Source organism: Streptomyces sp. NPDC050416 (assembly GCF_044458845.1).
Classification (GTDB): Bacteria; Actinomycetota; Actinomycetes; order Streptomycetales; family Streptomycetaceae; genus Streptomyces.
This window is the reverse complement of the sequence record NZ_JBITII010000006.1, coordinates 355,913-379,706: the sequence shown is the minus strand read 5'-3', so window position 1 is coordinate 379,706 and position 23,794 is coordinate 355,913. Positions and strand designations below refer to the sequence as shown.

The 23,794-nt window shown below is 70.0% G+C and carries 19 protein-coding genes and 1 pseudogene; 16 read left to right on the top strand and 4 right to left on the bottom strand.

The features are described from left to right. Positions 1–144 precede the first annotated feature (144 nt). The 3 genes from ACIBL4_RS21410 (at position 145) to ACIBL4_RS21400 (ending at position 4,552) form a co-directional block, all read left to right on the top strand. On the top strand, positions 145–846 hold the full coding sequence (locus ACIBL4_RS21410; protein ID WP_399412311.1) for an HAD family hydrolase: 702 nt from the start codon (positions 145–147) through the stop codon (positions 844–846). Positions 847–1,253: 407 nt separating this feature from the next. Continuing rightward, positions 1,254–2,858, top strand: a complete 1,605-nt coding sequence (locus tag ACIBL4_RS21405; RefSeq protein WP_399412309.1) for an ABC transporter substrate-binding protein — start codon at positions 1,254–1,256, stop codon at positions 2,856–2,858. A 107-nt stretch (positions 2,859–2,965) separates the two neighbouring features. Beyond that, positions 2,966–4,552 carry an ABC transporter substrate-binding protein gene (locus ACIBL4_RS21400; protein WP_399412307.1) on the top strand — a complete coding sequence of 529 codons (1,587 nt, stop codon included), beginning with the start codon at positions 2,966–2,968 and terminating at the stop codon, positions 4,550–4,552. Positions 4,553–4,622: 70 nt separating this feature from the next. Here ACIBL4_RS21400 and ACIBL4_RS21395 read toward each other — a convergent pair whose 3' ends face one another. Both ACIBL4_RS21395 and ACIBL4_RS21390 read right to left on the bottom strand, forming a co-directional pair. Next, positions 4,623–5,294: a response regulator transcription factor gene (locus ACIBL4_RS21395; protein WP_010045368.1), complete on the bottom strand. Its 672-nt coding sequence runs from the start codon at positions 5,292–5,294 to the stop codon at positions 4,623–4,625. Positions 5,295–5,308: 14 nt separating this feature from the next. Next, a pseudogene (locus tag ACIBL4_RS21390) lies at positions 5,309–6,329 on the bottom strand (RecB family exonuclease). Positions 6,330–6,506: 177 nt separating this feature from the next. On the opposite strand from ACIBL4_RS21390, the gene ACIBL4_RS21385 reads away from it, so the two are divergent. From ACIBL4_RS21385 to ACIBL4_RS21375, 3 genes are all read left to right on the top strand, one after another. Next, positions 6,507–8,381, top strand: coding sequence for a site-2 protease family protein (locus tag ACIBL4_RS21385; RefSeq protein WP_399412305.1), 1,875 nt, complete (start codon positions 6,507–6,509; stop codon positions 8,379–8,381). A gap of 153 nt (positions 8,382–8,534) precedes the next feature. Further along, complete coding sequence (locus tag ACIBL4_RS21380; protein ID WP_020274881.1) at positions 8,535–9,437, top strand: tRNA (adenine-N1)-methyltransferase; 903 nt, start codon at positions 8,535–8,537, stop codon at positions 9,435–9,437. A gap of 339 nt (positions 9,438–9,776) precedes the next feature. Further along, positions 9,777–10,355, top strand: a complete 579-nt coding sequence (locus ACIBL4_RS21375; protein ID WP_399412303.1) for a hypothetical protein — start codon at positions 9,777–9,779, stop codon at positions 10,353–10,355. Between the two features lie 59 nt (positions 10,356–10,414). On the opposite strand, the gene ACIBL4_RS21370 is transcribed toward ACIBL4_RS21375, so the two are convergent. Beyond that, positions 10,415–10,720, bottom strand: a complete 306-nt coding sequence (locus tag ACIBL4_RS21370; protein ID WP_391086785.1) for a ferredoxin — start codon at positions 10,718–10,720, stop codon at positions 10,415–10,417. 246 nt (positions 10,721–10,966) lie between these two features. Here ACIBL4_RS21370 and arc point away from each other — a divergent pair, with 246 nt between their 5' ends. From arc to prcA, 5 genes are all read left to right on the top strand, one after another. Continuing rightward, positions 10,967–12,733: a proteasome ATPase gene (arc, locus tag ACIBL4_RS21365; protein WP_399412300.1), complete on the top strand. Its 1,767-nt coding sequence runs from the start codon at positions 10,967–10,969 to the stop codon at positions 12,731–12,733. 234 nt (positions 12,734–12,967) lie between these two features. Further along, positions 12,968–14,479 carry a depupylase/deamidase Dop gene (gene dop, locus ACIBL4_RS21360; RefSeq protein WP_399412298.1) on the top strand — a complete coding sequence of 504 codons (1,512 nt, stop codon included), beginning with the start codon at positions 12,968–12,970 and terminating at the stop codon, positions 14,477–14,479. 178 nt (positions 14,480–14,657) lie between these two features. Further along, positions 14,658–14,876, top strand: a complete 219-nt coding sequence (locus ACIBL4_RS21355) for a ubiquitin-like protein Pup (protein ID WP_094055289.1) — start codon at positions 14,658–14,660, stop codon at positions 14,874–14,876. Positions 14,877–15,211: 335 nt separating this feature from the next. Beyond that, on the top strand, positions 15,212–16,057 hold the full coding sequence (prcB, locus tag ACIBL4_RS21350; RefSeq protein WP_086564245.1) for a proteasome subunit beta: 846 nt from the start codon (positions 15,212–15,214) through the stop codon (positions 16,055–16,057). A 69-nt stretch (positions 16,058–16,126) separates the two neighbouring features. After that, positions 16,127–16,897, top strand: coding sequence for a proteasome subunit alpha (gene prcA / locus ACIBL4_RS21345; protein ID WP_399412295.1), 771 nt, complete (start codon positions 16,127–16,129; stop codon positions 16,895–16,897). A 436-nt stretch (positions 16,898–17,333) separates the two neighbouring features. Here the strand turns inward: prcA and ACIBL4_RS21340 are convergent, their stop codons facing one another. Continuing rightward, positions 17,334–18,392 carry a LacI family DNA-binding transcriptional regulator gene (locus tag ACIBL4_RS21340; protein ID WP_399412293.1) on the bottom strand — a complete coding sequence of 353 codons (1,059 nt, stop codon included), beginning with the start codon at positions 18,390–18,392 and terminating at the stop codon, positions 17,334–17,336. A gap of 46 nt (positions 18,393–18,438) precedes the next feature. On the opposite strand from ACIBL4_RS21340, the gene ACIBL4_RS21335 reads away from it, so the two are divergent. The 5 genes from ACIBL4_RS21335 to ACIBL4_RS21315 all read left to right on the top strand — a co-directional run bounded on the left by ACIBL4_RS21335 (position 18,439) and on the right by ACIBL4_RS21315 (position 23,777). Then, complete coding sequence (locus ACIBL4_RS21335; RefSeq protein ID WP_399412291.1) at positions 18,439–19,698, top strand: MFS transporter; 1,260 nt, start codon at positions 18,439–18,441, stop codon at positions 19,696–19,698. A 9-nt stretch (positions 19,699–19,707) separates the two neighbouring features. Further along, complete coding sequence (gene pafA, locus ACIBL4_RS21330) at positions 19,708–21,069, top strand: Pup--protein ligase (protein WP_119101884.1); 1,362 nt, start codon at positions 19,708–19,710, stop codon at positions 21,067–21,069. Positions 21,070–21,263: 194 nt separating this feature from the next. After that, a complete protein-coding gene (locus ACIBL4_RS21325) occupies positions 21,264–22,244 on the top strand; it encodes an FKBP-type peptidyl-prolyl cis-trans isomerase (protein ID WP_399412289.1) in 981 nt (326 codons plus the stop codon). A 55-nt stretch (positions 22,245–22,299) separates the two neighbouring features. Further along, positions 22,300–22,671 carry an FKBP-type peptidyl-prolyl cis-trans isomerase gene (locus tag ACIBL4_RS21320; RefSeq protein ID WP_020274869.1) on the top strand — a complete coding sequence of 124 codons (372 nt, stop codon included), beginning with the start codon at positions 22,300–22,302 and terminating at the stop codon, positions 22,669–22,671. A gap of 128 nt (positions 22,672–22,799) precedes the next feature. Then, entirely contained in the window at positions 22,800–23,777 is a 978-nt protein-coding gene (locus ACIBL4_RS21315) for a helix-turn-helix transcriptional regulator (protein WP_399412286.1), read from the top strand. Positions 23,778–23,794: the final 17 nt, after the last annotated feature.

Here is a 23,794-nt window from a genome sequence, read left to right as displayed (position 1 = left end):
CGGCCCCCGGCGTATGCACGGTGTGCCCGGGGGCACAGCGGTTAAACGAGGCACTTCGGCCGCACACGACGTAGACTGGTCGGTCCACTGCAGGCCGGTTCCCCCGTGGGAACCGGCCTGATCGTCCCTCAAGGAGGTAGGTGGATGACCAGTACGGTCCCCGCGCTCGGTACACGTACGGCCGAGGGGTCGGCCCTGCAGGCCGTGCTCCTCGACATGGACGGCACCCTGGTGGACACGGAGGGCTTCTGGTGGGACGTCGAGGTGGAGGTCTTCGCCTCCCTCGGCCACAGGCTGGACGAGTCCTGGCGGCACGTCGTGGTCGGCGGTCCCATGACCCGCAGCGCGGGCTTCCTGATCGAGGCCACCGGCGCGGACATCACCCTCGACGAGCTCACGGTCCTGCTGAACGACGGCTTCGAGGAACGCATCGGCCGCGCCCTGCCGCTGATGCCCGGCGCCGGCCGGCTGCTGGCGGAGCTGTACGAGTACGAGATCCCCACGGCCCTCGTCTCCGCCTCGCACCGGCGCATCATCGACCGGGTACTGACCTCCCTGGGCGCGCACCACTTCGCCCTGACGGTGGCCGGTGACGAGGTGCCGCGCACCAAGCCCCACCCCGACCCGTACCTGGCGGCCGCCGCCGGCCTCGGCGCCGACCCCGCCCGGTGCGCCGTCATCGAGGACACCGCGACCGGAGTCGCCGCCGCCGAGGCCGCGGGCTGCCAGGTCGTGGCGGTGCCCTCCGTGGCCCCCATCGCCCCGGCCCTCAGGCGTACGGTCGTCACCTCTCTCGAAGAGGTCGACCTGACATTTCTGCACGGCCTGATGACGGAAATGCGCTAGCTGTTCACCCAGCGTGCGGCGGCGTTAGGACGGTAATTCCGAAGGTGAATTCGAACTCCCCGGAGGATCGAATTCCCGTACCCCGCACCCGTTTACGGGTGTGACGTTCCCCACGCGGCCCGGGGTCGACAGCACGTCCGGCGCGTGCTGCGCACCCCCTCAAGAGGGCTGTCGGCGTGCCCTTGTGTCCCGATTGATGGAACGCTGCACCAAAGCTTCCGCTGTCGGGTTTTCGGTGCGTCCACGCCCGGTTCCGCAGCGTGATGGGTGCTCAACTCCGGTGGCGGCGAACCCTCCTGCCGACCGCGACTAATCTCGACGCGAGAACATCGCCCCACCCCCGTGATCCGCTGCGCCACCCCTGCATGCCGGGTACACGGAGTCGACAGCTCTGGAGAAACTCGAGCATGAACCGCAAGACTTTGGTGCTGCCGACCGTGATCGGCCTGCTCGCGCCGGTGCTCGCCGCCTGCGGCGGGACCGACAGCGGGAGCGACAACGGCGACGCGATCGTCGTCGGCACCACGGACCGGTTCACCGCCTCGAAGGACGCCCCCGCACCCCTCGACCCGGCGTACGCCTACGACGTCGGCACCTGGAACATCCTGCGCCAGACCGTGCAGACCCTGATGATCCAGCCGCGCGGCGAGGGCGAGCCGGTACCCGAGGCCGCCGAGCGCTGCGGCTTCACCGACACCGGCAACGAGCGCTACGCCTGCACCCTGCGCGACGGACTGAAGTTCGCGAACGGCGACCCCGTCACCGCGGCCGACGTCAAGTACTCGATCGACCGCGCCCGTTCCCTCAAGGCCGACAGCGGCGTGTTCGCGCTGCTGTCCACCATCGACACCGTCGAGACGCAGGGCGACCGCGAGGTCATCTTCCACCTCAAGACCGCCGACGCGACCTTCCCGTACAAGCTGTCGACCCCGGTCGCCGGCATCGTCGACCCCGACGACTACCCGAAGAACAAGCTGCGCGACGGCTTCGACCTCGAGGGCTCCGGCCCGTACACGCTCAAAGCCGAGGTCGAGAACAACGAGATGGTCAAGGCCCGGTTCACCCGGAACCCCTCCTACAAGGGGAGCCTGAAGGTGAACAACGACAAGGTCGACATGGTCTCCTTCAAGGACGCCGACGCCATGGGCACGGCGTTGAACAAGGGCGACATCGACCTGATGACCCGTGCGATGTCACCGGAGCAGATCCGCAAGCTCTCGGGCGACGCGGACACCGGCATCGACCTCGTCGAGATGCCCGGCCTGGAGATCCGCTACCTGGGCTTCAACACCGACGCCCCGACCGTGAAGTCCAAGGCCGTTCGCCAGGCGATGGCCCAGGTCGTCAACCGCAGCGAGCTGGTCTCCAAGGTCTACGGATCGCAGGCCGAGCCGCTGTACTCGCTCGTCCCGGCCAGCGTCACCGGCCACTCCAACTCGTTCTTCAACAAGTACGGCGACCCGAACGTCACCAAGGCGCGCTCGCTGCTCAACCAGGCCAACATCACCACCCCGGTGAAGCTGACGCTGCACTACACGACCGACCACTACGGTCCGGCCACCAAGCAGGAGTTCCAGGTCCTCCGCGACCAGCTGAACTCCAGCGGGCTGTTCGACGTCAGCGTCAAGGGCACGCCGTGGGACACCTTCCGCCCGGCTGAGAAGAAGGGCGAGTACGACGTCTACGGCATGGGCTGGTTCCCGGACTTCCCGGACGCCGACAACTTCCTCGCGCCGTTCCTGGACAAGGACAACACCCTCGGCTCGCCGTACGACAACAGCCGGATCCGGGGCACCCTGATCCCGGAGTCGCGCCGTGAGGCGGACCGGCTGTCCGCCTCCACCAGCCTGACGGACATTCAGGACATCGTCGCCTCCGACGTACCGGTGCTGCCGCTGTGGCAGGGCAAGCAGTACGTCGCCGCGCGCGACGACATCACGGGTACCGCGTACGCCCTCAACTCCTCGTCGACGCTCCAGTTGTGGGAGCTCGGCCGGGGCGTGAGTGGCTGACGGACCCATGGGAACCCCGGGGCCGGTGACCGCGGCCCCCGGGGAACCGTGCCCGGAGCCAGGGACATGCTCCGGGCGCTCTCGAGAACCGACGACAGGGCACACACGTGAACATACGCAACCAGTGGCCGGTCCTGCCCCTCGTGGCGGGGCTCGCCTCCGGCCTGCTGACCGGCTGTGGCACGGAGACCGGAGACTCCGCGGGGGACGACTCCAACGTGGTGGTGGGGATGTCGGACGACGTCCTGGCCACCGACCCGGCATCCGGCTACGACCCCGGCTCCTGGCTGTTGTTCAACAACGTCTTCCAGTCGCTGCTCAGCTTCCCCAAGGGCGCCACGGAACCCCAGCCGGAGGCGGCCGAGAGCTGCTCCTTCAGCGACACACAGACCACGGTCTACAAGTGCACGCTGCAGGACGGCCTCAAGTTCAGCAACGGTGACAAGCTCACCTCCGAGGACGTCAAGTTCTCCTTCGACCGCATGCTCAAGATCAACGACCCCGACGGGCCCGCGATCATGTTCCCCACGCTGGAGAAGGTCGAGACGCCCGACGAGAAGACGGTCGTCTTCCGGCTCAACACGGCCGACGCCACCTTCCCGAGCAAGATCGCCTCGGGCGCCGGCTCCATCGTCGACCACCGCGAGTACGACGCGGACGGGCTGCGCAAGGACGGCAAGGCCGTCGGCTCCGGCCCCTACCAGCTCGACTCGATCGACGACGAGCAGGCCGTCTTCTCCGTCAACGAGAACTACAAGGGCACCGCCGAGGTGAAGAACGCCGGCGTGACGCTCAAGTTCTTCGACGGCGACCAGACCGCCCTGAAGCAGGCCATCCAGGGCGGGGACGTCGACATCGCCTACCGCGGCCTGACCGCCGGCGACATCGCGGACATGGAGAAGGCCGACGACGGCACCGGCGTCGAGGTCGTCGAGGGCAGCAGCGCCGAGGTCCAGCACCTGGTGTTCAACATGGACGACCCGGTTGCCGGAAAGCCCGGCGTGCGCAAGGCCATCGCCCACCTGCTCGACCGCGAAGCCCTCATCAAGGACGTCTACCAGGGCACCGCGACCCCGCTGTACTCGATCATCCCCGCGGGAATCGCCGGCCACAACACGGCCTTCTTCGACACCTACGGCGCCCGCCCGTCCAAGTCCAAGGCGGCCGCGGCACTGCGCGCCGACGGCATCGACGGCAAGGTGAAGCTGACCCTCTGGTCGACGCCGTCCCGCTACGGCCCCGCCACCGACCAGGAGTTGAACGCCATCGCCGGCCAGCTCAACGCGAGCGGCCTGTTCGACGCCACCGTCAAGTCCGTCCCGTTCGGCCAGTACGAGAAGGACATCGCCGCCGGCAAGTACGGCGTCTACGTGAAGGGCTGGGTGCCCGACTACCCGGACGCCGACAACTTCACGGCCCCCTTCTTCGGCAAGGGCAACGTGCTGGGCAACAACTACGACAACGGCACCATCACCGGCACGCTGATCCCGCGCACCGCCGCCCTGACCAACCGCGCCGCCACGGACAAGGAGTTCGGCGAGCTCCAGGACATCGTCGCCGACGAACTGCCCGTCCTGCCGGTGTGGCAGGCCAAGCAGTACGCGGTCGTCCGGGACGGTGTCTACGGACTGGAGTACTGCCTCGACGCGTCCACCGTGTTCCGCTTCTGGGAGCTGAGCAAGGACGACTCCTGACGCACACGCGTTCGTGAAGGAAGAGGGCGCCCTCTGCTCGGCAGGGGGCGCCCTCTGTGTGTCCGGGTGTCTACTGCGCGCCGGGGCGCACCAGCCCGCTCTCGTAGGCGTACACCGCGGCCTGCACGCGGTCGCGCAGGCCCAGCTTGGTGAGCACATGCCCGACGTGCGTCTTGACGGTGGTCTCGCTGACGAACAGGTCGGCGGCGATCTCGGCGTTGGACAGCCCGCGCGCCACCAGCTTCAGCACCTCCACCTCGCGGTCGGTGAGCGTGTGCAGCGTGTCCGGCACCGGCTCCTCGCCCGACGGCAGATGTGTGGCGTACTTGTCGAGCAGCCGCCTGGTGATGCTCGGCGCGAGCATCGCCTCACCCGCGGCCACGACCCGGATCGCCTGCACCAGCTCGTTGGCCGGGGCGTCCTTGAGCAGGAAGCCGCTGGCACCGGCCCGCAGGGCCTCCACGACATACTCGTCGAGGTCGAAGGTGGTCAGCACCAAGACCTTCGCCGGACCGTCCCGCCCGGGCCCGGTGATCTGACGGGTCGCCTCCACACCGTCCATCCGCGGCATGCGGATGTCCATCAGGACCACATCGGGCTGCAGCGCCCGCACCTGGTCGAGCGCCTGGAGGCCGTCTCCGGCCTCGCCGACGACCGCGAGGTCCTGCTCGGCCTCCAGGATCATCCGGAAGCCCGTACGGAGCAGGGGCTGGTCGTCGACCAGTAGGACGCGGATGGCCACGTAAGTCTCCTTCGCTAGTCCGGCCCCATTCTGCCCTGCGCGGGGCCGCCGGACTCAGCCGCCCTGGCCGGTCGCGCGCAGCGGCAGCGGGTACGGCGGGGGAGTGCCGCCGAACTCCGGGCAGTGCGCCTGGTGGTCGCACCAGCCGCACAGCTTCGTGGGGCGCGGCCGCCAGTCGCCCGTCTCGGTCGCCAGCCGGATCGCCTCCCATAGCGCGAGCAGCTTGCGCTCGACCCGCTCCAGGTCGGCGAGGACGGGGTCGTACGTCAGCACCTGGCCGCTGCCGAGGTAGACCAGCTGGAGCCGCCTCGGGACCACGTTCTTCAGCCGCCACACGACCAGGGCGTAGAACTTCATCTGGAACAGGGCGCCCTCGGAGTACTCGGGCCTGGGAGCCTTGCCCGTCTTGTAGTCGACGATCCGGACCTCGCCCGTGGGCGCCACGTCGACCCGGTCGATGATCCCGCGCAGCCGCAACCCGGACTCCAGCTCGGCCTCGACGAACAGCTCCCGCTCGGCCGGCTCGAGACGGCTGGGGTCCTCCAGGCTGAACCAGCGCTCGACGAGTTGCTCGGCCTCGCCCAGCCAGCGCGCCAGCCGCTCGCCCTGCGGATCGTCGGCGAACAGCTCCACGACCTCCGGCCGCGTCTCCCGCAGCCGGTCCCACTGACCCGGGATCAGTGACTTCGCCCGCGGTGCCGTGCGCTCCGCGGCCGGGGCGTCGAAGAGGCGCTCCAGGACCGCGTGCACAAGCGTCCCCCTGGTCGCCGCCTCGCTCGGCTTCTCCGGCAGCCGGTCGATGACGCGGAAGCGGTAGAGCAGCGGGCACTGCATGAAGTCACTGGCACGCGAGGGGGACAGCGAGGCGGGCGGTATGGCCGGGGGCGTGGTCTCGGCAGCGGACTCGGCCGCCGTCTCCACTGCTGTCTCCGCCGTCTCGACGGCCGCCTCCGCAAGTCCGGCCCGGGCCGGCGGATCCACCGCCACGACAGGGCTGCTGTCGGGCTGCGCCGCGCCCTCGGTGCTCGTCTCCATGCCCCAGACCATACGGGCCGCCACTGACAGTGACCCAGCCGCGGTCACGCCACGGGCTGGAGTGAGGAGGGAAACTCAGGGGTGCCGGAGCGGAAGGCACCTCGACGGACGCATACCATCGACTCGAGACCCTCCCGTCCGGCAGGCGCGGGAGACGATGCGAACGAGGGGACACCGGTGGACGAGAGCGGCGGGCGCGGGCAGCCGCGGTCCGGCAACGAGGAGTCGGCCGAGCGCCACGCAGGGCCTCCGGCCCGGGCCACCGATCCCACCTCCGCCGACGAACGGTCCACGGACGTACGGCGGTTCACCTCCACGAGCGACGACGACGCCCCTGCCGCGACGCCGCCGGCCCGGCCGGACGAACGCCCGTCTCAGCAGACACCCGGACCGGCGGCCGACCCGGCAGCGGATGAGCCCCCCACCACCGACGGCCCCCCGGAGGCGTCACCCCGGGAACACCCCGACCACGCCGAGGCCTCCGCGCGCGGCGAGGGCGCCGACAGCCCCCGTCCGGAGGCCGCCCCGCACGCGGACCGCCCCGAGGAGTCCGCTCACGACGCCTCCGGCAGCCGCCGTTCCGGGGGCGACGCGCACCCGGACCGCCCCGAGGCCGATACCCGCCGCGAGGCCGACGGCAGCCGACCGGCGGACGCCGACGCGCACCCCGACCGCCCCGAGCCTGACGCCCTGCGCAAGGCCCCCGCCCACGGCGACCGTGACGGCAGCAACCGGTCGCCGGAAGGTGACGCGCACCCCGACCGTGCTTACGCCACCGGTCCGCACGCGGACCCCGCTGCGGGCAGGCCCGACGCGCACAGCCGGCACGCCACCCCCGGCACCGGTGACCGCCACCTCGCGCACTCGGCCGACGGCAAGGGCCCCGCGCCCCAGCGTCCGGAGCCGCGAGGCGGACTGCTGATGGGGCGGCCGTTCGGCGTGCCCGTCTACGTCGCGCCCAGCTGGTTCCTCGTCGCCGCGCTGATCACCTGGGTGTTCGGCGGACAGCTGGAGCGCGTGCTGCCCGAGCTCGGCGCCGCCCGGTACCTGGTCTCCCTGTTCTTCGCGGTCGCCTTCTACGCGTCCGTGCTGGTGCACGAGCTGGCCCACACGGTCGCCGCCCTCCGCTTCAAGCTCCCCGTCCGCCGCATCCAGCTCCAGTTCTTCGGCGGCGTCTCCGAAATCGAGAAGGAGGCCGAGACCCCCGGCCGTGAGTTCGTGCTCGCCTTCGTCGGACCGCTGCTCTCCCTCGCCCTGGCCGGCGTCTTCTACGCCGCCCTGCAGGCCGTGGAACCCGGCACGGTTCCGGGCGTCCTGCTGGCCGGCCTGATGATCTCCAACCTGATCGTGGCCGCCTTCAACCTCCTGCCCGGCCTGCCCCTGGACGGCGGCCGCATGCTCCGCGCGGTCGTCTGGAAGATCACCGGCAAGCCGATGACCGGCACCGTCACCGCCGCCTGGGTCGGCCGCGCCCTCGCCGTCTCCGTCCTGATCGGCCTGCCCCTGCTGACCCAGTCCGGCGCCCTCGGCACCGACGCCGTGGACAACGTCGGCATGGACACAGTCCTGGACGCCCTGCTCGCCGCCATCCTCGCCGCGATCATCTGGACCGGCGCCGGCAACAGCCTGCGCATGGCCCGGCTGCGCGAGCACCTCCCCGAACTGCGCGCCCGCGCGCTCACCCGCCGTGCCGTCCCGGTCCAGACCCACACCCCCCTCTCGGAAGCCCTGCGCCGCGCCAACGCCGCCGGTGCCCGCGCCCTGGTCGTCGTCGACGCCCATGGCAACCCCGTCTCCCTCGTCCGCGAGGCCGCCATCGTCGGCGTACCCGAACACCGCCGCCCCTGGGTCGCGGTCAGCGGCCTCGCCCAGGACCTGACCGACGGCATGCGCGTCTCCGCGGAGCTGTCCGGCGAGGAGCTCCTGGACGCGCTCCGGGCGACCCCCGCCACCGAGTACCTGGTGGTCGAGGAGACCGGCGAGATCTACGGCGTCCTGTCCGCGGCCGACGTGGAACGAGCCTTCGTGAAGGCCATGGCCCGTCCCTCCTAGGGCCTGTCGTTTGGATCAGGTCGCAGGGAACCGACAGCGCTGATCAGCGCAGATGCGCGTGCCAGACCCGGCGTCTGCGGCGTGATCCAAACGACAGGCCCTAGCGGTCGGACCGTGGTCGGAAGGCCTCTCAGGTGCCGGTAGGCTGGTCACATGTCCGAACCGACCGGTGCCGCCCGCAGGCGCGGGCCCTTCAAGGTCGGGGACCAGGTACAGCTGACCGACCCCAAGGGCCGCCACTACACGTTCACGCTCGAGGCCGGGAAGAACTTCCACACCCACAAGGGTTCCTTCCCGCACGACGAACTGATCGGCGCTCCCGAGGGCAGCGTTGTCCGCACCACGGGAAACGTCGCCTACCTCGCGCTGCGCCCCCTGCTCCCCGACTACGTCCTGTCCATGCCCCGCGGGGCAGCCGTCGTCTACCCGAAGGACGCGGGGCAGATCCTCGCCTTCGCCGACATCTTCCCCGGCGCCCGCGTCGTGGAGGCCGGTGTCGGCTCGGGCTCGCTCAGCAGCTTCCTGCTGCGCGCCATCGGTGACCAGGGCATGCTGCACAGCTACGAGCGCCGCGCGGACTTCGCCGAGATCGCCCAGGCGAACGTGGAGCGCTACTTCGGCGGCCCGCACCCCGCCTGGCAGCTCACCGTCGGCGACCTCCAGGACAACCTGTCCGACGCCGACGTCGACCGCGTCATCCTCGACATGCTCGCCCCCTGGGAGTGCCTGGAGGCCGTCTCCAAGGCACTGGTCCCCGGCGGCATCCTGTGCTGCTACGTGGCGACCACCACCCAGCTCGCCCGGACCGTCGAGTCCATCCGCGAGATCGGCTGCTTCAACGAGCCGACCTCCTGGGAGACGATGATCCGCAACTGGCACATCGAGGGCCTGGCCGTCCGCCCGGACCACCGGATGATCGGCCACACCGGCTTCCTGCTCACGGCCCGCCGCCTCGCCGACGGCGTCGAGCCGCCCATGCGCCGCCGCCGCCCCGCCAAGGGCGCCTACGGCGAAGACTACGCCGGCCCCAACGCCGACGGCGGCACCGGCCGCTGACACGGCCCGCCGCCCCGCACAACGCACAGGCGCCGTGGCGGAGTTCCCGGACCCACTCCGGAACTCCGCCACGGCGCCTCACCGTTGCCCCGCGCGCCGCGACGGGTGGACCAGCGCGTGTCCCCCTCGACCTGAAACAGGCCCCCGGCGGCCCGCCTTGCCGAGGTGACGCCGTCCCACAGCGGCCCGATCCGGCACCCGCCCGCTGACACGGCGGCAGGGACCGTAACCCTTCCGGCTTCCCCGCCACAGGACCTGCACACCCCGCCGTTCCCACACGGTGTGACGTGTGGCACCATCTTGGCCACCCACCGGTACAGCCCTCAGGAGACACTCCTAGTGCAGCCTTCCGCCGTCCCGGAGCTCGCCCACACCCACACCCGCCCCATCCACTGGCTCGCCACCGCGACAGCCGTCGCCGGCGTCATGGCCCTCTCCTCGCTCTTCCAGCCGGGCGCGGCCACGGCGGCCCAGCCGTCCGCCCCCGAGACGAAAAGCGCGCCGGCGAACGTGACGGCGCCCGCCCCGGCCGCGGTGGAGTTCCCCCTCGAGTGCGGCCCGGTGAAGGCCGTGGTGGAGAAGAAGGCCTCCGGCGACCTCGACGGCGACGGCAACCCCGAGACGGTGGCCGTGGTCCACTGCGACTCCCCGATGGGCACCCCGCCGGACGGCGTGTACGTCCTCACCCGGGGCCGCGACGGCGGCGCACCGCGTGTGGTGGCGACTCTGCTCGACCCCGAGGACGGCACCTCCGTCAGCGACTTCGCCGTACGCGACGGCGCCGTCACTGCCACGCTCCTCGGCTACTCGTCGTCCGATGTGCCGCGTTGCTGCCCCGATGTGCGCAGCGACGCGAAATGGCGTTGGCAGAACGGCGCGTTCGTGCGCTCGGTACCGGCCGGTGCCCGCAGCGTGTGAGGCTTCTGCGCCGCTACGTGTGAGATATCAGACAGTAGTAACGGTACGTAGAGAAGCAGTCACTCCGCGTCCGGTCCGTAGACCTCGGTCCTGTCCGAAACTCGACGTACGTGGATGCAGTCGCCCGGACACTCCTTCGCCGAGTCGATCACGTCCGTGAGAAGCGGCAGCGGAACGGGCGTTGTCGCGCCCTTGTCCTGGAGCAACTCGTCGTCGGGGCTCTTCACATAGGCCAGACCGTCGATGTCCAGCTCGAACACCTCGGGCGCGTACTGGGCGCAGATGCCGTCACCGGTACACAGGTCCTGGTCGATCCAGACCTCCAGTGCCTCGCCGTCGACCCCGGCCTCCTGCTGCACGCTCATGTCTCCTGCCGTTTCATACGTCGAGCCGTGCCGGGAATCCGGCCAGCTCTGACGGGTGTTGAACGCTTCGACCGTACCTGAGGCTGGGTTCCAATCATGTTCGCTGGGTATTCCCCTGGCGTGAGGGAGAGCGCAAGGGTGAAGATCGGACACACCCCGACCGTCTTTGTGATCTAGGGGTTTCAATCGACACCCGCCCAGGTAGGGTCTGGAAGCGTCCAGCTCCCCTTGGAGGAGGTGAGGACCGTGGCAGCCCACGACGACGACATGAACCGCGGCATCCGCCCGGGACGCGGGTCCGACGACCCGGCCGGGCAGATCGCCTACCTTGAGCAGGAGATCGCCGTCCTGCGACGCAAGCTCGCCGACTCTCCGCGACACACGAGGATTCTCGAAGAGCGGATCGTCGAGCTGCAGACCAATCTGGCCGGCGTGTCCGCACAGAACGAGCGGCTCGCCAACACGCTCCGTGAGGCTCGTGACCAGATCGTGGCCCTCAAGGAGGAAGTCGACCGGCTCGCGCAGCCGCCGGCCGGCTTCGGTGTCTTCCTGACGGCCAACGAGGACGGCACCGCCGACATCTTCACCGGCGGCCGCAAGCTCAGGGTGAACGTCAGCCCCAGCGTCGAGCTCGACGAGCTCCGGCGCGGCCAGGAAGTGATGCTCAACGAAGCGCTCAACGTGGTCGACGCCATGGAGTTCGAGCGCGTCGGCGACATCGTCACACTCAAGGAGATCCTCGAGGACGGCGAGCGGGCCCTGGTGCTCGGGCACACCGACGAGGAGCGGGTGGTACGGCTCGCCGAGCCGCTGCTGGACGTCACCATCCGCCCCGGCGACGCCCTCCTGCTCGAACCCCGCTCCGGCTACGTCTACGAGGTCGTGCCCAAGAGCGAGGTTGAGGAGCTCGTCCTCGAAGAGGTCCCCGACATCGGCTACGAGCAGATCGGTGGTCTCGGCGGCCAGATCGAGGCCATCCGCGACGCGGTCGAGCTTCCGTACCTGTACCCGGACCTGTTCAAGGAGCACGAACTGCGGCCGCCGAAGGGCGTCCTGCTGTACGGGCCCCCCGGATGCGGTAAGACCCTGATCGCCAAGGCCGTGGCCAACTCGCTGGCCAAGAAGGTCGCCGAGGTGACCGGCCAGGCCGCCGGCAAGAGCTTCTTCCTGAACATCAAGGGCCCGGAGCTCCTGAACAAGTACGTCGGTGAGACGGAGCGGCAGATCCGCCTCGTCTTCCAGCGGGCCCGTGAGAAGGCCAGCGAGGGCACCCCCGTCATCGTCTTCTTCGACGAGATGGAGTCCCTCTTCCGCACCCGTGGCTCCGGTGTCAGCTCGGACGTGGAGAACACCATCGTCCCGCAGCTGCTCGCCGAGATCGACGGTGTGGAGGGCCTGCAGAACGTGGTCGTGATCGGTGCCTCCAACCGTGAGGACATGATCGACCCCGCCATCCTGCGTCCCGGCCGGCTGGACGTGAAGATCAAGATCGAGCGTCCGGACGCCGAGGCGGCCAAGGACATCTTCGGCAAGTACCTCACCGAGCGCCTCCCGCTGCACAGCGACGACCTCGCCGAACACAGTGGGTCCAAGGCCGCCACGGTCCAGAGCATGATCCAGACGGCCGTCGAACAGATGTACGCCGAATCCGAGGAGAACCGCTTCCTGGAGGTCACCTACGCCAACGGCGACAAGGAAGTTCTCTACTTCAAGGACTTCAACTCCGGCGCCATGATCGAGAACATCGTGGGCCGCGCCAAGAAGATGGCGATCAAGGACTTCCTCGAGAAGAACCAGAAGGGACTCAGGGTCTCCCACCTCCTCCAGGCCTGCGTGGACGAGTTCAAGGAGAACGAGGACCTGCCCAACACCACCAACCCGGACGACTGGGCCCGGATCTCCGGCAAGAAGGGCGAGCGGATCGTGTACATCCGTACGCTCATCACCGGAAAGCAGGGCGCGGACACCGGACGCTCCATCGACACGGTGGCGAACACCGGTCAGTACCTGTAAAAGGCAGGGCGGCTGCGGGTGCCCTCGGCGGGTACCCGCAGCCGACTGTTTTTCAGGCCACGGCTGGAGCAACGCAATGACGCAAATGATCTCCCCACCAGCGCAAAGGCGTTCTAGGCTCTTGCGTACCGCCACGTCGCGCAGTGCGGGGACGGGCACCGCACACGCAACCGAGCGCCAGCGGTATCTGAGTGGCGCCCACGACCGAGGGCGCCGCCGGGCAAGGAGGGCCGCATGACCGTACGGCGAGTAATGGGCATCGAGACGGAGTACGGAATCTCCGTCCCCGGCCACCCCAACGCCAATGCCATGCTCACCTCGTCCCAGATCGTGAACGCCTACGCGGCGGCGATGCACCGGGCCCGCCGGGCCCGCTGGGACTTCGAGGAGGAGAACCCGCTGCGGGACGCGCGAGGCTTCGACCTCGCCCGCGAGGCCGCCGACTCCAGCCAGCTCACCGACGAGGACATCGGCCTGGCCAATGTGATCCTCACCAACGGCGCACGGCTCTACGTCGACCACGCGCACCCCGAGTACAGCGCCCCGGAGGTCACCAATCCGAGGGACGCCGTCCTCTGGGACAAGGCCGGCGAGCGGATCATGGCGGAGGCCGCGGAACGGGCCGCCCAGCTGCCCGGTGCCCAGCCGATCCACCTGTACAAGAACAACACCGACAACAAGGGCGCGTCCTACGGCACGCACGAAAACTACCTGATGAAGCGGGAGACCCCCTTCTCGGACATCGTGCGCCACCTGACGCCGTTCTTCGTCTCCCGCCAGGTCTTCACCGGCGCGGGCCGCGTCGGCATCGGCCAGGACGGGCACGAGCACGGCTTCCAGCTCAGCCAGCGAGCCGACTACTTCGAGGTCGAGGTCGGCCTCGAGACGACGCTCAAGCGCCCGATCATCAACACCCGCGACGAGCCGCACGCGGACGCCGAGAAGTACCGCCGGCTGCACGTGATCATCGGCGACGCGAACCTGTCGGAGATCTCGACCTACCTCAAGCTGGGGACGACCTCCCTGGTCCTGTCGATGATCGAGGACGGTTTCATCGCAGTCGACCTGGCCGTCGACCAGCCCGTCCGCACCCTCCACCAGGTCTCGCACGACCCCTCCCTGAAGCGCCTGGTCACGCTGCGCAGCGGCCGTACGCTCACGGCGGTCCAGCTTCAGATGGAGTACTACGAGCTCGCGCGCAAGTACGTGGAGGAGCGTTACGGCGCGGACGCCGACGACCAGACCAAGGACGTCCTCTCGCGCTGGGAGGACACGCTCACCCGTCTGGAGCACGACCCGATGAGCCTGGCCGGGGAGCTGGACTGGGTCGCCAAGCGGGAGCTCATGGAGGGCTACCGGCGCCGGGACAGTCTCGACTGGGACGCGGCGCGGCTGCACCTGGTCGACCTCCAGTACGCCGACGTACGGCCCGACAAGGGCCTGTACAACCGTCTGGTGGCCCGCGGGCGCATGAAGCGGCTCCTGGACGAGGCGGACGTCGAGCGGGCCCGTACGGCGCCGCCGGAGGACACGCGCGCCTACTTCCGCGGCCGCTGCCTGGAGCAGTACGCGGACGACGTGGCGGCGGCCTCCTGGGACTCGGTGATCTTCGATCTGCCGGGCCGGGATTCCCTTCAGCGCGTTCCAACCCTGGAACCGCTTCGCGGAACGCGTAATCACGTCAAGGAGCTTCTGGACCGCTGCCGCACCGCGGAAGACCTGGTCAGGGTCCTTTCGGGCGGGTGAGTGCGGTCAACGGGTACACGGTTGGGGCCCGCCGGGCAGGGTGGAAAATCCCAGGTCCGGGAATCATCGAGGTGGTCCCCGTACGTTGGAGCAACAGCGGGGCCATTGTCAGACCCGGCGAGTAGGGTCTGATCTTGACCGAGCAACTGTGTCGGGCGAACCGAGCGGGGTGAGGGATATGGCGACCAAGGACACCGGCGGCGGACAGCAGAAGGCCACCCGGTCCACCGAGGAGGTCGAGGAGCAGGCGGCAGAGTCGCAGGCTTCCGAGGACCTCAAGGAGCGACAGGAGAAGCTGAGCGACGACGTGGACTCGGTTCTGGACGAGATCGACGACGTCCTCGAGGAGAACGCCGAGGACTTCGTGCGGTCCTTCGTTCAAAAGGGTGGCCAGTAAGGCGCCTGAGCCTTCACTCCGAAGGTGAACGGGGTGTCGTGAGTGACGGACGAGCCGAGCGCGGAGCGCTGCGCGCGGGGCACCGCAGGACGTGATGCCCTCGTGTGCGGCGCTCCGGGCGTCGGTGGCGCCCGGAGCCCGGCTGTCCGCCGGGCGGGAGGCCGGCAAATGCGGCGTGGCTCCCGCGGAGTTGGATCCGCCGGGCATGTGGATCACCGCCGAAGGACGGGTAGGGTCCGTGGCATACCGAGCCCCCGGCCGCAACCGGGCCGGGGTTGTTCCAAGGATCGGCCCGACGTCACAGGGCGGGCTGTCGCATACGTGGAAGGAATCGCGTGGAAGCCAACACTCGTAGCACCGGGCGTCTACCAGCTGCCTTCCTGACGCCAGGGTCTTCCTCCTTCATGGACTTTCTCTCCGATCACCAGCCGGAACTGCTGCCGGGCAACAAGAAGTTGCCGCCGGTGCAGGGCGCGATCGAGGCGCCGCACGGCACGACGATCGTGGCCGTGACGTTCCCGGGCGGCGTCGTCCTCGCCGGTGACCGGCGGGCCACCATGGGCAACGTCATCGCGCAGCGGGACATCGAGAAGGTCTTCCCGGCCGACGAGTACTCGGCCGTGGGCATCGCCGGTACGGCGGGTCTGGCCGTGGAGATGGTGAAGCTGTTCCAGCTGGAGCTGGAGCACTTCGAGAAGGTCGAGGGCGCGCAGCTGTCGCTGGAGGGCAAGGCGAACCGGCTGTCGACGATGATCCGCTCGAACCTCGCCATGGCCATGCAGGGGCTGGCCGTCGTCCCGCTGTTCGCCGGGTACGACGTGGACCGGGAGAAGGGGCGGATCTTCTCCTACGACGTCACGGGCGGGCGCTCCGAGGAGCAGAACTTCGCGGCCACCGGTTCCGGGTCGATCTTCGCTCGCGGCGCCATGAAGAAGCTCTTCCGGGACGACCTGAGCGAGGCCGAGGCCACGACGCTCGTGGTCCAGGCGCTCTACGACGCGGCAGACGACGACTCGGCGACCGGCGGTCCCGATGTCGCCCGCCGGATCTATCCCATCGTCACCGTGATCACCGAGGACGGCTTCCGCCGGCTCTCCGAGAACGAGTCGTCCGAGATCGCGCGGTCGGTTCTGGAGCGGCGGCTGGAGCAGCCCGACGGTCCGCGGGCCGCGCTGCTGTGAGCAGCGGGCTGTCTTCGTGAGGGTGGTCCAGTGAACCGACGGAATCTTCCAGAGAGGGACGGATAACCGGTGTCGACGCCGTTCTATGTCTCACCCCAGCAGGCGATGGCCGACCGGGCGGAGTACGCCCGCAAGGGCATCGCCCGTGGTCGCAGCCTGGTCGTGCTGCAGTACGCCGACGGCATCGTGTTCGTCGGCGAGAACCCGTCCCGTGCGCTGCACAAGTTCAGCGAGATCTATGACCGGATCGGCTTCGCGGCCGCCGGCAAGTACAACGAGTACGAGAACCTGCGGATCGGCGGTGTGCGCTACGCCGACCTGCGGGGTTACACCTACGACCGGGGCGATGTGACGGCCCGGGGCCTGGCGAACGTGTACGCGCAGACGCTGGGCACGATCTTCTCCAGCGCGGCGGAGAAGCCGTACGAGGTGGAGCTGGTCGTCGCGGAGGTCGGGGAGACGCCCGAGGGCGACCAGATCTACCGGCTGCCGCATGACGGGTCCATCGTGGACGAGCACGGCTCGGTCGCGGTGGGAGGCAACGCGGAGCAGATCAGCAGCTATCTGGACCAGCGGCACCAGGACGGTATGACGCTGGCCGAGGCGCTGAAGCTGGCGGTGCAGGCGCTGTCCCGCGACACGAACGGCAGTGAGCGGGAGATTCCCGCGGAGCGGCTGGAAGTGGCGGTGCTGGACCGTACGCGGCCGCAGAAGCGGAAGTTCAAGCGGATCAGTGGGCGCCAGCTGGGGCGGCTGCTGGAGGCGGACGGGGCGACCACGGCGTCGGAGGCCGAGGCGGATGCCGCGGCGGAGTCGGAGGCGTCGGGGGACGGCGAGTAGTCGTCCACGGCCGCGCGCCCTCGCCGTTGTGTTGTGCGGTGTGGGCGCGCGGCTTGTGCCTGCGGCGGCCTGTGGCTGCTTCGGTGGGGGTGCGCGTAGCGCCTGCCGGGGTGCGGTGGGTCGGGGCCGTGCCGGGGGGTGTCCGTCCTCGGAACGGCGCGATGGGGTCGCACACCGACTGACTGGCGTTGACGTGCCAACCGTTGCGGGCGGACACCCCCCGACACGTCCCCTTCCGTCCGTCGGCGCCTGCGGGCGTGTGGTGGCTGCCGCAGGCCCGCCGCGCTGCGGGCCGCCGGTCCCGCCGCGCTGCGGGCAGTCGTGCCTCCCCCAGTGCCTTGAGGGCCTGGGAGGTGCCCCCAGGCGGCACGGGTGGGCGCAGCGGCACCACGTTCCGCCGGGTTGCGGACCCAGCCGGCCTTCGCCCCAGCGGGCGCTACCGCGCTCCCGGCGGTGCCGTAGAGCCCCGTACCACCAGCCGTACCGGGATGTCCCCGCTCTCGGGCTCGCGGCCCTCCAGGACGGCCAGCAGCGCCGCCATGCCCCGTTCACCGAACAACTCGGCGTCGAAGCGGACCGTCGTCAGTTCCGGGTCGATCGCCGTGGCCAGGGCGAGATCGTCCAGGCCGGTGACCGACAGGTCGTCCGGGACGCGCAGGCCCAGGCGGCGAGCTGCCTTGTACGTGCCGGCGGCCAGCAGGTCGTCGTCGCAGACCACCGTCGTGGGGCGCGGGCCGGGCCCCGAGAGGGCGGTTTCGGCCGCGGTCACGGCGCCCTCGATGGAGATCGGTGAGCGGGCCGTACGGACGGACGTGCCGGGCATCCCGGCCAGGCGGGCCGCCAATTCCCGGGCTCGTACCTCGAAGGTCCAGGACGGCACGTCAGCCGCCAGGTGGAGGAATCTCCGGTGGCCCAGGGACAGCAGGTGTTCGGCGACCTGGCGGACACCGTCGGCGATGTCCAGGTTGACCGTCGCCGCTCCCAGGCTGCCCGCCGGGTCGCTGTCCAGCATCACGAGCGGCAGCGCCTCCCCGCGGATCGTGGTCAGAGCGTCCGCGGCCATGGAGGACGCGATGACACCGTCGAGGGCGGCCTGTGCGGAGGCGAAGGGGTCCCGGGCGGGGCCGATGCCCTCGGGGGAGGGGTAGAGGACCACGCCGAAGCCGTGCTCGGCGGCGACGCGGGTGGCGCCCGTGTAGACACCGGCGAAGAACTCCGTGGTCAGGGCCGGGACCACCAGGAGGACCGTGCGGGTACGGCCCAGGCGCAGGTTGCGGGCGGCCAGGTTCGGGCGGTAGCCCAGCTCGCGGGCGGCCTCGCGGACCCGCTGAGCGGTCGCCTCCGAGACGCGGCCGTGCCACTTGTCCCCGAGGACCAGGGAGACCGCCGCCTGGGACACGCCGGCGGCCTGGGCGACGTCCCGGCTCGTGGGGCGGGTGCTGCCTCGTGCCACCGTCGGGGTGCTCCTTCGTCTGGACTCGTGAACAGCGGCCATGGTACGTATGGAGGCAGACGTTATACGTACAACCTAGGCGGGGGACATGGCCACGGGATACCTGGAGATCCTTCGGGCGCGACACGCCGCCCGGCTGCTCGTCGGCACGCTCGTCGGCCGGCTGCCGAACGCCACGGCGGCCATCGCGATCCTGCTGTTCGTACGGGCCGAAGGCGGTTCGTACAGCCTCGCGGGGGTGCTCGCGGGTGTGTACGGCGTCGCCAACGCCGTGGGGCAGCCGGTGCTGGGCCGGTTCGTGGACCTGCGCGGGCAGCCGCGTGTGCAGCTGCCGGCGGCCGTCCTCTCCGGGCTCGCCATGGCCGTCTTCGCCTTCGCCGGGATCGGATCGCTGCCCCTCGCGTACGCCGCCGTGGCCGGTGCCGGGCTCTTCACGCCGCCTCTCGAGGGCGGGCTGCGGGCCCTGTGGTCGTCGGTCCTCCGCAAGGAGGAACACGTGCACACCGCGTACGCCATGGACGCCGTGGCCCAGGAGGTGATGTTCACCGTCGGGCCGCTGCTCGTGACGCTGTGCGTGTCCCTGTGGTCCGCCCAGGCCGCGCTGCTCGTGCTGAACGCGGTCGGGGTGCTGGGTGCGCTGTCCGTGGTGGTGTCGCCGCCCTCGCGCGCGTGGCGGTCGGCGCCGCGTGAGGCGCACTGGCTGGGCGCGCTGCGCTCGCCGGGGCTGCTCGCCCTGCTGGCGGCGTTCCTGTTCATCGGGATGGCGCTCGGCTCCATCACGGTCGCCTCGGTGCCCTACGCCGACGACCACGGCGGTGACGTCGTGTACGGCTGGCTGATGGCGGCCCTGGGATTCGGGGCGCTGGTCGGCGGCACCGTCTACGGGGCCCGGCAGTGGGCCGGTGAGCCCGCGCGGCGACTGCGGGTGCTGGTGGCCCTTCTGGTGGTGTGTTACCTGCCGCTGATGCTCATGCCGGACGCGGTGCCCATGGTGGCGCTGACCGCCCTCGCCGGGGTCTTCCTCGCGCCCGCCATCGCCTGCGCGTTCGTCCTGGTCGACCGGCACGCGCCGCGCGGCACGGTCACCGAGGCGTTCTCCTGGCTGGTGACGACGTTCACCGTGGGCCACTCGGTCGGAACGGGCGTCGCGGGGCCCGTCGTGGAGACGGGCGGGGCACTGTGGGGCTTCGCCGTGCCGGGTGTCGCGGGTGGCGTGTCCCTGCTGGTTTTGACGGCCACGGGACGGGTACTCGCAGCTCCCGGCGGGGGAGCGGTGGTTGCCGCCGGTTCGGAAAATGATCCAAACCGTGCCGTCGAACCCCGTTTCAGTTCAGGGGATCGGGCGTAATGTTCCCTCATGGACCGCCGCATTTTCGGGCTGGAGAACGAGTACGGCGTCACGTGCACGTTCAGGGGACAGCGCCGCCTGTCTCCTGACGAGGTGGCGCGGTACCTCTTCCGCCGTGTCGTGTCATGGGGCCGCAGCAGCAATGTCTTTCTGCGAAACGGCGCCCGCCTCTATCTCGACGTGGGTTCACATCCGGAATACGCCACACCCGAATGTGACAATGTGACCGAGCTGGTCACCCACGACAAAGCGGGCGAGCGCATTCTCGAAGGACTCCTGGTGGACGCCGAACGACGCCTGCACGAGGAGGGAATCGCGGGCGACGTCTACCTCTTCAAGAACAACACCGATTCGGCGGGCAACTCCTACGGCTGCCACGAGAACTATCTGGTCGCCCGGCACGGGGAGTTCTCCCGGCTCGCGGACATTCTGATTCCGTTCCTGGTCACACGGCAGTTGCTGTGCGGCGCGGGCAAGGTGCTCCAGACACCGCGCGGTGCCGTGTACTGCGTCAGCCAGCGTGCCGAGCACATCTGGGAGGGCGTCTCGTCGGCGACGACCCGCTCCCGGCCGATCATCAACACGCGTGACGAGCCGCACGCCGACGCCGAGCGCTACCGCCGCCTGCACGTCATCGTGGGCGACTCCAACATGTCCGAGACGACCATGCTGCTCAAGGTCGGCGCCACCGACCTGGTGCTGCGCATGATCGAGGCGGGCACCGTGATGCGGGATCTCACGCTGGAGAACCCGATCCGGGCCATCCGCGAGGTCAGCCACGACATCACCGGCCGCCGCAAGGTCCGCCTGGCCAGCGGACGCGAGGCCTCCGCCCTGGAGGTGCAGCGCGAGTACTACGAGAAGGCCGTGGACTTCTGCGAGCGCCGCGGCATCCGCACCGGCACCGTGGAGCAGGTCCTGGAGCTGTGGGGCCGCACCCTGGACGCGATCGAGACCGAGGACCTCGACCGCATCGGCACCGAGATCGACTGGGTCATGAAGTACAAGCTGCTCGAGCGGTACCGGGCCAAGCACAACATGACCATGTCCCATCCGCGCGTCGCGCAGATAGACCTCGCCTACCACGACATCCACCGCCGTCGTGGCCTGTACTACCTGCTCGAGAAGAAGGGACAGGCGGCGCGCATCTGCAACGACTTGAAGATCTTCGAGGGCAAGTCCGTTCCGCCGCAGACCACTCGGGCCCGGCTGCGCGGCGACTTCATCCGGCGCGCGCAGGAACAGCGCCGTGACTTCACGGTCGACTGGGTGCACCTCAAGCTCAACGACCAGGCTCAGCGCACCGTGTTGTGCAAGGACCCGTTCCGTTCCGTGGACGACCGGGTGGAGAAGCTGATCGCCGGAATGTGAGCCGGTTCCGCCCAGTCCGGGAAGGCCGATGCCCGGAGGTTTTCGGACCTCCAGGCATCGGCCCTTTTCCGTTCCGGGCCCGCCCGTACGGGAGCGGCCCGGGTGACGTCGTATCGCGCGGTGAGGCGAGTGAGGAGCGTGTACGCCGTAGAGTGGCGGCCATTGCCCCCACACCACCGATCCCAGTTGGACTGATGAACTACAACACGAAACGACGCGTGGCCGCGCTGCTGGCCGTTCCCGCCCTGTTGTTCACCGCCGCGTGCGGGTCGGACGACGGGAACAACGGCGACACGGCGGGAGGCGTCGCCGAGGTCACGGGGAAGGTCGGGGCGAAGCCCGAGATCTCCGTGCCCAAGGACGGCAAGCCGTCTGACAAGACCGTGGTCAAGACGGTCTCGGCGGGCAGCGGAAGCCCGATCAAGGGCTCGGACTTCGTCCGCCTGGACTGGACCGTCGAGAAGTGGGGCGGTGGCCAGGACCTCGGCGGTACCTGGGCCGCGGGATCGACGGGTGACAAGGCGCCCCGACGGCAGTCCATCGAGCAGCTCGGCAAGCCGAGCCAGCAGCTCCCCGCGAAGGTCCTCGACGCGGTGAAGGGCAAGAAGCCCGGCAGCCGGATCCTGGTGCAGGGCACCGCGGGCGACCTGATCGGCCAGAGCCTGAACACCTCCTCGGGGATCGCCGCGAAGGACGTGCTGATCTGGGTGGTCGACCCGGTCGGGGCCGCGAGCGTCGACTCCAAGGGTGAGGCCAAGGGCGAGCAGGCGCCCTCCGAGGCGGGCATGCCCGAGGTGAAGTCCCCCTCGCAGAAGGCCGCGGAAATCACCGTCCCCAAGGGCGAGAAGGCTCCCAAGGACCTCAAGGAGCAGGTGCTGGTCAAGGGCGCCGGCAAGAAGGTCGAGGCCGGGCAGGGCCTCATCGCCCAGTACACCGGGGTCAAGTGGGAGGACGGCAAGAAGTTCGACTCCTCCTGGGACCACGGTGGGGCCACCGCCTTCCAGATCGGCAACGGCTCCGTGGTGGCGGGCTGGGACAAGGGCCTCGTCGGCAAGCACGTGGGCGACCGCGTGCTGCTGGTGATCCCGCCCTCGCTCGGCTATGGCGCGAGCCCGAGCAGTGAGCTGGCCAAGAACACCCTGGTCTTCACGGTGGACATCCTCGGCACGGTCTGACCCGGCCGGTCTGTGAGACTGTTCCCGACGCAGGTCACGTAACAAGGAGAGACAAGTGAGCATCGACAAGCCCGAGATCGACTTCCCGGGCGGCGAGCCCCCGGCGGACCTCGAGATCAAGGACATCTGGGAAGGCGACGGCCCGGTCGCGCAGGCCGGCCAGACCGTCACCGTGCACTACGTCGGCGTGGCCTTCAGCACGGGCGAGGAGTTCGACGCCAGCTGGAACCGCGGGACCCCCTTCCGCTTCCCGCTGGGCGGCGGCCGGGTCATCAAGGGCTGGGACCAGGGCGTGCAGGGCATGAAGGTCGGCGGCCGCCGCCAGCTGACCATCCCCGCCCACCTCGCCTACGGCAACCAGAGCCCGTCCCCTCTGATCAAGCCGGGCGAGACGCTGATCTTCGTGGTCGACCTGCTCGGGGTCTGAGCAGGATCCGAACAGACTCGATCACGTGGGGCCCATGCCTGTTCGGGCATGGGCCCTCGGCTTTTGCCGGGCCACCGCGGGGCGGTACGGTCAACGTCGTCAAGCACATAGGGAGGCGAAGCGCGTCGATGGCCATTGCCAAGGCCGAGCGGCTGATGAATCTGGCGCTGTGTCTGCTCGGGACGCGGCGGCCGCTCAGCAAGCGTGAGCTGCGCGACTCCATCGAGGCCTACGTCGAGGCCTTCGGGCCGGGAAACGGCCCGGGCGGCAACGATGACTCCTTCAACCGCATGTTCGAGCGGGACAAGGACGACCTGCGCGAGCTCGGACTGGTCATCGAGACCGTCGAGAGCCTCGACGGCGAGGTCGGCTATCTGGCCCGCCGCGACAGCAACCGCCTCCCGCCCATCACCCTGGACGCCGAGGAGGCCGCCGCACTCGGGCTCGCCGCCAAGGTGTGGCAGCAGGCCCGGCTCGCCGGCGCCGCCAGCGGCGCCCTGCAGAAGCTGCGCGCCGCGGGACTCCCCGAGGACGTCGATCCGTACGGGTCGCACGGCGCGCTGGAGCCGCGCATCCCCGTGCACGAGGCGGCGTTCGAGCCGCTGATGCTCGCCTGCCGGGACCGCCGGCCCGTCGCGTTCGACTACCGCAAGGCCACCGCCGCCCACCCCGAGCAGCGGCACGTGGAGCCGTGGGCGCTGGAGTGCTGGCGGGGCCACTGGTACCTGGCGGGCTGGGACCGCGACCGGGGCGCCGAGCGGGTCTTCCGGCTGTCCCGGATCACCGGCAAGGTCCGCTCCCGCGGCGGCCGGTACACCGCCGACGTGCCGGACGTCGTCACCGTCCGTGAGACCGTCGCGAGCTGGGCCGGGGAGATCACCGACCGCTCGGCGCGGATCCGGCTGCGCTCGGGCGCGGGGTACCCCCTTCGGGCGAAGGCCACCTCGGTCCGGGAACTCGGTGACGGCTGGGACGAGTTGGAGATTCCGTACGGCCACGGGCTGGACGCCTGGCTGGTGGAGTTCGGGCCGGACGTGGTCGTCCTGGAGCCCGCCGAGCTGCGGGCCGACGTGGTGGACCGGCTGCGGGCCGTGGCCAAGGGCTGAGGGGGAGCGGACGAGAC